This window comes from Streptomyces sp. NPDC052042, from assembly GCF_044548345.1.
GTDB lineage: Bacteria > Actinomycetota > Actinomycetes > Streptomycetales > Streptomycetaceae > Streptomyces.
Window position 1 is genome coordinate 1 of the sequence record NZ_JBIUBU010000024.1, and the last position, 12,006, is coordinate 12,006.

A 12,006-nucleotide genomic window follows, 5' to 3' on the forward strand; every position below is an offset into this window, starting at 1 on the left:
CGTCCTCACCGAACACCACCTCCCGCAACCGCCGGTCCAGACGCCCGTCGACATACGCACAGACCGCGTCGAAAGCATCCGCGAACACCGGGAACGCCGCATACAACTCACGCCCCATCCCCAGCCACTGACTCCCCTGACCCGAGAACAGGAACGCCGTGCGCGCTCCCGCTGCGCCCGCCCGGCCCCGTACGAGGTCTGCTGACGGCTCATCCTGGCTCAGGGCGTTTAGGCCGGTGACCAGTTCCTCGGTGGTCGCGCCCAGCACCACCGCGCGGTGGGACAGGGCGGTGCGGGACTCGGCCAGGGAGAGGGCCAGGTCCGCCGGGGTGAGGCCGGGGTGGGAGCGGGTGTGGGTGAGGAGGTTGCGGGCCTGCTCGCGCAGGGCCGCTTCGTCCGCGCCGGACAGGATCCAAGGCAGGCAGCCGCGCTGCGTGTCGGGGGTCGGCCGGGCCTCGGCCTCAGCAGCATGGGCCGTCGGGGCCTGCTCGATGATGGTGTGGGCGTTGGTGCCGCTCACCCCGAAGGAGGACACGGCCGCGCGGCGCGGTCGGCCGGAGTCCGTGTCCGTCCAGGCCACGGGTTCGGTGAGGAGCCGGACCGCGCCCGCCGACCAGTCGACGTGCGGGGAGGGCTCGTCCACGTGGAGGGTCTTGGGCAGCAGGCCGTGCCGGAGCGAGAGCACGGTCTTGATCACGCTCGCCAGCCCGGAGGCGGCCTGGGTGTGGCCGATGTTGGACTTGAGGGAGCCCAGCCACAACGGCCGCCCTTCCGGCCGGTTCTGGCCATATGTCGCCATGAGCGCCTGCGCCTCGATCGGGTCGCCGAGGGCCGTGCCGGTACCGTGCGCCTCGACGGCGTCGACGTCCGCCGCCATCAGCCCGGCGTTCGCCAGCGCCTGGCGGATGACCCGCTGCTGGGCCGGGCCGTTGGGGGCGGTGAGGCCGTTGGAGGCGCCGTCCTGGTTGACGGCTGAGCCCCGGACCACCGCGAGGACCGGGTGGCCGTTGTGGCGGGCGTCGGACAGCCGCTCGACCAGCAGCATGCCCACGCCCTCGCCCCAGCCCGTGCCGTCGGCGGCGGCCGCGAACGGCTTGCAACGGCCGTCGGCGGCCAGCCCGCGCTGCCGACTGAACTCGACGAAGGCGTTGGGGCCTGCCATCACGGCCGCCCCGCCGACCAGGGCCAGTTCGCATTCGCCCCGGCGCAGGGCCTGGGTGGCCAGGTGCAGGGCGACGAGGGACGAGGAGCAAGCCGTGTCCACCGTGAGTGCGGGGCCTTCGAGGCCCAGCGCGTAGGCGATGCGGCCGGACATGACGCTGCTGGAGGTGCCGGTGAGGAGGTGGCCCTCGACGCCGTCGGGCAGGGCGCCCGGGGTGGCGCCGTAGCCCTGGTAACCGGAGCCGATGAACACGCCGGTGCGGCTGCCACGCAGGGAGAAGGGGGCGAGGCGGGCCCGTTCCAGGGTCTCCCAGGCGGTCTCCAACAGCAGCCGCTGCTGGGGGTCCATGGCCAGGGCCTCGCGCGGGGAGATCCCGAAGAACCGGGCGTCGAAGCGGCCCGCGTCGTGGAGGAATCCGCCCTCGTTGACGTAGGTGGTCCCGGGGTGTTCGGGGTCCGGGTCGTAGAGGGAGTCCAGGTCCCAGCCCCGGTCGGCGGGGAAGGGGGTGATGGCGTCGACACCGTCCGCCAGCAACTGCCACAACTGCTCGGGGGTGTTGGCCCCGCCGGGGAAGCGGCAGCCCATGGCCACGATCGCGATCGGCTCGTCGAGTGGGCCCGTCCCGGTGGGCACGGCCGGTACGGCGCCTCCCACCGGGAGGTCGGCCTGCGCATGGCCGGACACCTCTGCGGAGATGTAGGCGGCGAGGGCCTCGGCGTTGGGGTGGTCGAAGACCAGGGTGGTGGGCAGGCGCAGTCCGGTGGCTCCGTTCAGCCGGTTGCGCAGTTCGATGCCGGTGAGGGAGTCGAAGCCGAGGTCCTTGAACGAGCGGTCGGAGGCCACTGCGGCCAGGTCCGAGTGGCCCAGGGCCTGGGCCGCTTCGGCCCGTACGAGGTCCAGGAGCACGCGGTGGCGCTCGGCGGCGGGAAGGGCGGCGAATCCGGCGGTACGGGACGGGGCCGTGTCATCAGCCGCGCCGACCGCGCCCGCCCCGCCCCCGGCGGCTGTGAAGGCCGTACGGGCCTCGGGCAGGTCGGCGAGGAGGGCGCTGGGCCGGGCGAGGGTGAAGGCGGGCGCCAACCGGTTCCAGTCGACGTCGGCGACGACGATCGTGGTCTCGTCGAGGTCCAGTGCCCGCTGGAGTGCGGCGATCGCGGTGTCTGGGGACATGGCGGGCAGACCGCGCCGACGCAGGTGGGCCTCGGCCTCGTCGTCGGCCATGCCGCCGTCGGCCCAGGGGCCCCAGGCGACGGAGGTGGCGGCAAGCCCTCGGGCGCGGCGCTTCTCGGCGAGTGCGTCGAGGTGGGCGTTGGCCGCGCAGTAGGCGGCCTGGCTGCCGCTGCCCCAGGCGGCGGCGACGGAGGAGAACAGGACGAAGGCGTCCAGTTCCCGGTCGGCCAGCAGTTCGTCGAGGTGCCCGGCGCCGGCCGCCTTGGCAGCGACGACGGAGGCGAGCTCGGCCGGGGTCAGGGTGTCGGTGGGGGTGAACTGCGGCAGGCCGGCCGCGTGGATCACGGCCGTGAGCGGATGCTGGTCCTCCGGGAGGGCCCGCAGCAGGTCGGCCACCTGCTCCCGGTCGGCGAGGTCGCAGGCGGTGATGGTCACCCGGGTGCCCAGTTCCCGGATCTCGGCGGCGAGTTCGAGTGCCCCGGGGGCCTCGGGACCACGTCGGCCGGTGAGGACGAGGTGGTCGGCGCCGTTCCGGGCCAGGTGCCGGGCCACCTGGGCGCCGAGGGCTCCGGTGCCGCCGGTGATCAGGACGGTGCCGTGCGGCTGCCAGGTCCGGTCCGGGCCCAGGGGCGTGCCCGCGTCGGTGGCGAGGGCGCGGCCCAGGCGTCGGGCGAAGAGGCCGGAGGGCCGGATCGCGATCTGGTCCTCCCCGCCCGTCCCGCCGGCGAGGACCTGGACGAGGCGGTGCGCGGCCCGCTCGTCCAGGGTGGCGGGCAGGTCGACGAGTCCGCCCCAGCGGTCCGGGTAGTCGAGTGCCGTCGAGCGGCCGAGGCCCCAGACCATGGCCTGCTGCGGGCTGGTCAGCGTGTCCGAGCGGCCGGTCGAGACCGCTCCCCGGGTGGCGCACCAGAGGGGTGCGGTGCTCTCCGCGTCGCCCAATGCCTGGACCAGCAGGGTGGTCAGGGCCAGCCCGGCGGGCAGCTCGGGGTGGTCCGGGTGGGCTTCGCCGGTGAGGGCGAGGAGGGACAAGACCCCGGCCGGTGCCGTCGCGCCGGGGTCGCGGCCCAAGCGTGCGGCGAGTTCCGTTCGGGTCTCACCGGTACGTACGGGCAGGGGTGCGACCTCGGCGCCGTGGCGGGTCAGGGCGTCGGTAACGGCACTGACCGCGGGGTCGTCCTCGCCGCCCTCGGGGACGGCGAGCAGCCAGGTGCCGGTCAGCTCGGCGGTGTCCCGACCGCCGGTCAGCGGCTGCCAGGAGATCCGGTAGCGCCAGGAGTCGACGACGGAGCGGCTGCGCTGCCGTCGGCGCCACCGGGACAGGGCGGGCAGGACCGAGCTGAGCGGGGAGTCGTCGGCCACCTCCAGCCGTTCGGCGAGGGCGGCCAGGTCCTCGTTCTCGACGGTGTCCCAGAACGCGGCCTCGCCAGGATCCGCCGTCTCGGCGCCGGTCTGGCCCGGGCCGGCGGGGATCAGCCAGTACGGGCGGCGTTGGAAGGGGTAGGTGGGCAGGTCGGCGAGAAGGGCGCCGCGACCGGCGAGGAGGGCGACCCAGTCGACGGGGGTGCCGTGAACGTGGAGCCGGGCGAGGGCGGTGGTGACGGCCAGGTCCTCGGCACGGTCGCTCCGCAGGGCCGCGACGGTGACGGCGTGCTCGTCGAGGGCGTCTGCGGCCAAGGCGGTCAGGACACCGCCGGGGCCGATCTCCAGGAAGGTGCCTACGCCTTCGGCGGCGAGGGTGGTGAGGGCGTCGTCGAAGCGGACGGCCTCACGGACGTGGCTCACCCAGTAGTCGGCCGAGCAGAACTCCTCGGCGGAGACGATCCCGCCGGTGAGAGTGGAGACGACGGGGAGGACCGGGGCCTCGAAGGTCACCGACTCCGCGACCTCGCGGAAGGCGTCGAGCATCGGGTCCATCAGCGGCGAGTGGAAGGCGTGGGAGACGGCGAGCGCCTTGGTCTTGCGGCCCTCCGCGGACAACCGGTCCACGACCGAGGCCACGGCCTCTTCCTCGCCCGAAACCACCACGGACGCAGGCCCGTTGACGGCAGCGACACCCGCACGGTCCTCCAGCCCGGCCAGCAGGGCCCGTACCTCCTCCTCGGAGGCCTGGACCGCCACCATGACCCCGCCGCCCGGGAGCCCCTGCATCAGCCGACCACGCGCGGCAACCAGCTTCGCCGCATCCCCAAGAGACAACACACCGGCCACATGAGCCGCCGCGAACTCACCCACCGAATGCCCGGCCAGGAAGTCCGGCCGCACACCCCAGGACCCGACCAACCGGAACAACGCCACCTCCACCGCGAACAACGCCGGCTGAGTGAACCGCGTCTCATCCAGCAACTCCGCGTCCTCGCCGAACACCACATCCCTGAGCGGGACTTCGAGGTACGGGTCCAGAGCTGCGCAAACCGCGTCGAAGGCCTCCGCGAACACCGGGAAGACGGCGTGCAGTTCACGCCCCATGCCGAGCCGCTGGCTGCCCTGGCCCGAGAACAGGAACGCGGTCCGGCGAGCAGCCCCTGCGGGTGCCGTGCCGCGTACGGTCTCCGGTCCCGGGGTCTCGTCGCGAGCGAGGGCGATCAGGCCGCGCAGCAGGTCGTCGCGGTCGTTGCCGGTGATGACCGCGCGGTGCGGGAAGGCGGTGCGGGTGGTCGCCAGGGAGAGGGCGATGTCCTTCTCGTCGGGCCGGGCGGCGGATCGTGCGTACGTCAGGAGCCGTTCCGCCTGGGCCCGCAGGGCGTTCTCGTTCTTCGCGGAGATCAGCCAGGGCACGGGCATCGGAGCAGGGGCCTCGTCCGGGCTGGCGTTCGCCTCACCGGTGTGGGTGTCGGCCGGATCCTGTTCGATGACGACGTGGGCGTTGGTTCCGCTGACGCCGAAGGAGGAGACACCCGCCCGGCGCGGACGGCCGCTCTGCGGCTCCGCCCATTCCCGGGCCTCGGTGAGCAGCCGCACGTCCCCCGCCGACCAGTCCACGTGCGGGGACGGCTCATCCACGTGCAGGGTCTTCGGCAACACCCCGTGACGCATCGCCATCACCATCTTGATCACACCCGCCACACCGGCAGCCGCCTGGGTGTGCCCGATGTTGGACTTCAATGAGCCCAGCCACAACGGCCGGCCCCCGTCCCGCTCCTGCCCATAGGTAGCGAGCAGAGCCTGCGCCTCGATGGGATCGCCCAACGTGGTGCCCGTGCCATGGGCCTCCACCGCGTCCACGTCCCCCGCCGACAGACCCGCCTGCGCCAGCGCCTGACGGATCACCCGCTGCTGCGCGGGCCCGTTCGGCGCGGTCAGACCGTTGGACGCACCGTCCTGATTGATCGCGGAACCCCGTACGACGGCCAACACCCGGTGCCCATTGCGGCGGGCGTCCGAGAGCCGCTCCACCAGCAGCATGCCCGCGCCCTCGGCGAGGCCGGTGCCGTCCGCCGAGGCGGCGAAGGCACGGCAGCGGGCGTCGGGGGCCAGTCCGCGCTGGCGGCTGAAGCCGATGAGCGCGCCCGGGGTGGACATGACGGTGACGCCGCCCGCGAGGGCCAGGTCGCATTCGCCCCGGCGCAGGGACTGCGCCGCCAGGTGCAGGGCGACCAGGGACGAGGAGCAGGCCGTGTCCACGGTCACCGCCGGGCCTTCGAGGCCGAAGGTGTACGAGAGCCGGCCCGAGACCACCGAGGCGGAGTTGGCGGTCAGGAGGTGCCCTTCCATGCCCTCGCTCTGCTCCTGTGAGAGGCCGATGGCATAGTCCTGGCCGTTGGTGCCGGCGAAGACTCCGGTGCGGGAGCCGCGCAGGGCCGCCGGGTCGATCCCAGCCCGCTCGAACACCTCCCAGGAGGTTTCCAGCAACAGCCGCTGCTGCGGGTCCATGGAGAGGGCCTCGCGGGGTGAGATCCCGAAGAATTCGGGGTCGAACTCGCCCGCGTCGTGAAGGAATCCGCCTTCCTTGACGTAGCTGGTGCCCGGGTGGTCGGGGTCCGGGTGGTAAAGGGCGTCGAGATCCCAGCCCCGGTTGGCGGGCAGGCCGGTGATGGCGTCGGTGCCGTCGGCGAGCAGGCTCCAGAGGTCTTCCGGGCTGCGGACCTCGCCGGGCAGTCGGCAGCTCATGGCGACGATGGCGACGGGTTCCTCGCCGCCCGTGACAGCGGCCCGGCCGGGTGTGGTGGGCGCGGCGGTGACGAGAGCCGTGCCGGGGTGGCCGCCGGGGATCTCCTCCAGGAGGTGGCCGGCGAGGGCGGTGGGGGTGGGGTGGTCGAAGACCACGGTGGCGGGCAGGCGCACGCCGGTGGCGGTGGCGAGCCGGTTGCGGAGCTCCATCGCGGCCAGCGAGTCGAAGCCGAGTTCACGGAAGGCCCGCCCGGGGTCGATGGCCGCGGGGGTGTCGTGGCCGAGTACGGCGGCCACCTGGTTGCGTACGAGGGTGAGCACGGTGTCCTTGCGCTCGGCAGCCGGCAGGGCGGCCAGCCGGGACAGCTCGGCGGAGAGGCCGCCGGGGCCGGGTGCGGCACCCTGCGCGGCGCGGCGTGCGGGGGTCCGGACCAGTCCGCGCAGGAGGGCGGGGACGGGACCGGACGCCTGGGCGCGCAGTACGGCCAGGTCGAGGCGTACGGGCGCCAGGGCGGCGTGATCCAGGGTGCGGGCGGTGTCGAGGAGGCGCAGGCCCTCTTCGGCGGTGAGCGGGACGAGTCCGGCGCGGGCCATGCGCCGCAGGTCTCCGTCGGCCAGCCGGGTCTGGTCGCCGCGCTCGTCCCAGACGCCCCAGGCGAGGGCGGAGGCGGGCAGGCCCTGGGCGCGGCGCTGGTGGGCGAGGGCGTCGAGGAAGGCGTTGCCGGCCGCGTAGGCGCCCTGGCCGGCCCCGCCGAAGGTGCCGGCGAGGGAGGAGAAGAGGACGAAGGCCGCCAGGTTCAGGTCACGGGTCAGCTCGTGGAGGTTGAGGGCGGCGTCGACCTTGGGGCGCAGGACCAGGTCGAGGTCCTCGGGCGTGAGGGAGTCGACGGGTCCGCCGGCCACGACGGCTGCGGCGTGGACGACGGCGGTGAGCGGCCGGTCGGCGGGGGTTTCCGCCAGCAAGGCGGCGAGGGCGTTCCGGTCGGCGGCGTCGCAGGCGGCGACGGTGACGGTCGCGCCGAGCGCGGCGAGTTCCTCCTGGAGTGCGGCGGCCCCTTCTGCCTCGGCGCCGCGACGGCTGGTGAGGAGGATGTTGCGGACGCCGTGAGCAGTGATGAAGTGGGCGGCGACGAGCCGACCGAGGGCGCCGGTGCCCCCGGTGATCAGTACGGTGCCCTGCGGGTCGAGGGCGTCGGCGATGGCGGAATCCGGGGCGACGGGGACACGGGCCAGCCGCGGCACGGACATCCGGCCCTCGCGCAGCGCCAGTTGGGGTTCGCCGCTGGCGACGGCGGCCGGAAGGCGGCGCAGGGAGTCCGGGGTGCCGTCGGTGTCGGCGAGGACCAGGCGGTCGGGGTGTTCGGACTGGGCGGAGCGGATCAGGCCCCAGACGGGGGCGTGTTCCGGGCGGGTGTCCGGTGCGCCGTCGGCGTCCTCGACCGGTACGGCGGCCGCGCCCCGGGTGAGGAGGACCAGCCGGGAGGCGGCGAAGCGGTCGTCGGCCAGCCAGTTGCGGAGGAGGGCGAAGGCGTCCCGCGCGGTCTCCCGGACGGCTTCGGCGTCGGCCTCGCCGCCGGTCACGGGCAGGACCGCCGCCACGGTCGCGGGGACGGGCGCGCCGGCCGTGACCGCCTCGGCCAGGGCGGTGAGGTCGGCGTGGGTGTCGGGGCGCGGGCCGGTGGTCTCCAGTGCGGCGGCGGTCTCCTGGAGGGCTTCCTGCGCGTCGGCGACCTGCGGGCCGGTGCCGACGAGGGCCCAGGGCGTCGCGGGGGCCGCGGTGTCCGTGAGCGGCTGTGCGGCCCACTCCACCCGGTAGAGGGATTCGTGGTGGTCGGTGAGCGCGGCCCGCAGGTGTTCCTCGCGGACCTCGCGGAAGGTGAGCGTGCCGACGGTGGCCACGGCCTGGCCGCTGTCGTCGGCGGCGGTGACGGTGACCGCGCCGTCGGCTCCGGCGGGGGTCAACCGGATCCACAGCCGGGTGGCTCCGGTGGCGTGCAGGCGTACGTCCTCCCAGGAGAAGGCCATCCGGCCGGTGCCCATGTCCCCCAGCGGGCCGAAGCCGACGGCGTGCAGCGCCGCGTCCAACAGGGCCGGGTGCAGCCCGTACCGGTCGGCGTCGGTGCGTGCGTCGTCGGGGAGGGCCACCTCGGCGAACACCTCGTCCCCGAGCCGCCAGGCGGCGCGCAGCCCCTGGAAGACCGGGCCGTAGGCGAAGGAACGTGCGGCGAGCTCGGCGTAGAAGCCGTCGAGGTCGACGGGGACCGCCTCGGCGGGCGGCCGGCTCGTGTCCGCTCCGGCGGGCCCGGGGTCGGGGGCGGAGTTCAGCACGCCGGTGCCGTGGCAGGTCCAGCCGTCCTCGTCGGCCGCGGTGTCGGGGCGGGAGTGGACGGCGAAGCGCCGGTCCCCGGATCCGTCGGCCGGGCCGACGGCGACCTGTACGAGGACGCCGCCCTGCTCGGGCAGGACCAGCGGTGCCTGGAGGGTGAGTTCGGCCAGGTTGTCGCAGCCGAGGTGGTCGCCCGCGCGGACGGCGAGTTCCACGAAGGCCGTACCGGGGAGGATGGCCGCGCCCAGCACCGTGTGCTCGGCCAGCCAGGGGTGTGTGTGGGTGGAAAGCCGGCCGGTCAGCAGCAGGCCGTCGGCGTCGGCGAGCGTGGTGACGGCGCCCAGCAGGGGGTGGTCCGACGGGGCGAGGCCGAGGCCGGCCGCGTCCGCCGGGGCGTACGGGGCGTCGAGCCAGTAGCGCTCGTGCTGGAAGGCGTACGTGGGCAGCGGGATCCGGCGGGCGTCCGGGGCAGCGAGGACGGCCGTCCAGTCGAGGGAGACGCCGTGCACGTGAGCCTCGGCGGCGGAGCGCAGGAAGCGGTCGGTGCCCCCTTCGTCGCGGCGCAGCGTGCCGAGGGCGACGGCGCCGCCGCCCAGGTCGTCGAGGGTCTCCTGGACGCCGACGGTGAGCACCGGGTGCGCGCTGACCTCGATGAGGGCTCCGTGCCCGTCGCGGACGAGGGCGCGGGTGGCCTCTTCGAAACGGACGGTCTGGCGCAGGCTGCGGTACCAGTACTCGGCGTCGAGCCGGTCGGTGTCCACGACGGCGCCGGTGACGGTGGAGTAGAAGGGGACCTCGCAGGCACGGGGGGTGATGCCGGCGAGGGCCTCCAGGACGCGTTCGCGGACGGCTTCGACGTGCGCGGAGTGGGAAGCGTAGTCCACGGCGATCAGCCGGGCCCGGATCCCGTCGGCGTGCAGGGCGTCCCGCAGTTCGGTGAGGGCGTCGCCGTCGCCGGAGACGACGATGGAGGACGGGCTGTTGACGGCGGCGACGGACAGCCGCTCGCCCCAGGGGGCCATTCGGGGGGTGAGCCGGTCCAGGGGCAGGGCGACGGAGAGCATGCCGCCCCGGCCGGACAGTACGGTCAGCGCCTGGCTGCGCAGGGCCACGACCTTCGCGGCGTCGTCCAGGCTGAGTGCGCCGACGACGGCCGCGGCGGCGATCTCGCCCTGGCTGTGGCCGGCGACGGCCGCGGGGTGCACCCCGTAGGAGCGCCACAGTTCGGCCAGCGAGACCATCACCGCGAACAGGACGGGCTGGACGACGTCGACCCGGTCGAAACCGGGGGCGCCGGGCGCGCCGCGCAGGACCTCCGTCAGCGACCAGTCGACGTGCGGGGCGAGGGCGTCCTCGCACTGGCGGATGCGTTCGGCGAAGACCGGTGCGGTATCGAGGAGTTCGACGGCCATGCCCGCCCACTGGGAGCCCTGGCCGGGGAAGACGAAGGCGGCCTGGCGGGTGTCGTCGGCGGTGCCGCGCACCACGTCGGTGCCCTCGGGGGCGGGCGTGCCGGAGTCGGCGTCGGCGAGTGCGTCCAGGGCGCGGTCCAGGCCCGCCCGGTCGGCCGCGAGGAGTACGGCGCGGTGGGGGAAGGCGGTGCGGGTGGTGGCGAGGGAGTGGGCGATGTCGGCGGCCGTCGGGACGGTGCCGTCGGGGGCTGCGGGCAGGGCGGCCAGGTGGGTACGGAGCCGGGCGGCCTGCGCGGCGAGAGCGGCCGGGGTCTTGGCGGAGAGCGCCCAGGGGATGAGGGGCGGCACGTCGTCCGCCGGACCGGCGGTTACGGGGGCCGTGTCGGCTTCGGGGTCGGTCCGTTCGGCCGGGGCGAGGTGCTGTTCGATGACGACGTGGGCGTTGGTGCCGCTGACGCCGAAGGCGGAGACGGCCGCCCGGCGGGGCCGGCCGGGCTCCGTCCCGGGCCACGCGGCGTTCTCCGTGACCAGCGACACGGCCCCCGAGGACCAGTCGACGTGCGGGGTCGGCTCGTCCGCGTGCAGGGTCTTCGGCAGGATGCCGTGGCGCAGCGCCTGCACCATCTTGATGACGCCCGCGACGCCGGCCGCGGCCTGGGTGTGTCCGAGGTTGGACTTGACGGAGCCCAGCCACAGGGGCCGGTCGGCGGGCCGCTCCTGGCCGTATGCCGCGAGCAGGGCCTGCGCCTCGATCGGGTCGCCGAGGGTGGTGCCGGTGCCGTGCGCCTCGACGATGTCCACGTCGGACGGGGAGAGCAGGCCGTTGGCCAGGGCCTGGTGGATGACGCGCTGCTGGGCGGGCCCGTTGGGGGCGGTGAGGCCGTTGCTTGCGCCGTCCTGGTTGACGGCGGAGCCCCGGACCACGGCCAGGACGGGGTGTCCGAGGCGGACGGCGTCGGAAAGCCGTTCGACGAGGAGCATGCCGACGCCCTCGGACCAGCCGGTGCCGTCGGCCGCCGCGGAGAAGGCCCGGCAGCGGCCGTCGGGCGACAGCCCGCGCTGGCGGCTGAACTCGACGAAGGTGGTCGGTCCGGCCATCACGGTGACGCCGCCCGCGAGCGCGAGGTCGCACTCGCCCTGGCGCAGCGCCTGGACGGCGAGGTGCAGGGCCACGAGGGAGGAGGAGCAGGCGGTGTCGATGGTGACGGCCGGGCCCTCCAGGCCCAGGGTGTAGGCGATGCGGCCGGAGACCACGCTGCCGGTGTTGCCGGTGCTCACGTACCCCTCGATGCCCTCGGGCATGGCGGGGAGGCGGGAAACGTAGTCGTGGTACATGACCCCGGCGAAGACCCCGGTGCGGCTGCCGCGCAGGGACTGCGGGTCCAGTTCGGCCCGCTCGACCGCTTCCCAGGAGGCTTCGAGGATGAGCCGCTGCTGGGGGTCCATGGCGAGGGCCTCGCGGGGGCCTATCCCGAAGAACCCGGGGTCGAACTCGGCCGCCCCGCGCAGGAATCCGCCTTCCCGGGTGTAGGTGGTGCCGGGGTTCTCGGGGTCCGGATCGTACAGTGCGTCGAGGTCCCAGCCCCGGTCGGTGGGGAAGCCGGATATCGCGTCGCGGCCCGAGGCGATCAGGTCCCACAGGTCCTCGGGGGACTCGACGCCGCCGGGGAAGCGGCAGCTCATGCCCACGATCGCGATCGGTTCCCGGTTCTTGCCCTCGGCCTCGCGCAGTCGTTGGCGCGCGTGACGCAGATCGACGGTGGCACGCTTGAGGTAGTCGCGGAGCTTGTTCACATCGGTCGTCATCTGGTTTCTGTTCCTCAACGCGA

At 74.5% G+C, this 12,006-nt stretch carries 1 protein-coding gene; it reads right to left on the reverse strand.

Annotated features, from left to right (window positions below):
- Positions 1 to 11,983 (reverse strand): type I polyketide synthase (locus tag ACIHCL_RS29580; protein WP_399866652.1); only part of this gene is annotated, 11,983 nt, incomplete at its 3' end.
- Between the last annotated feature and the right edge of the window lie 23 nt (positions 11,984 to 12,006).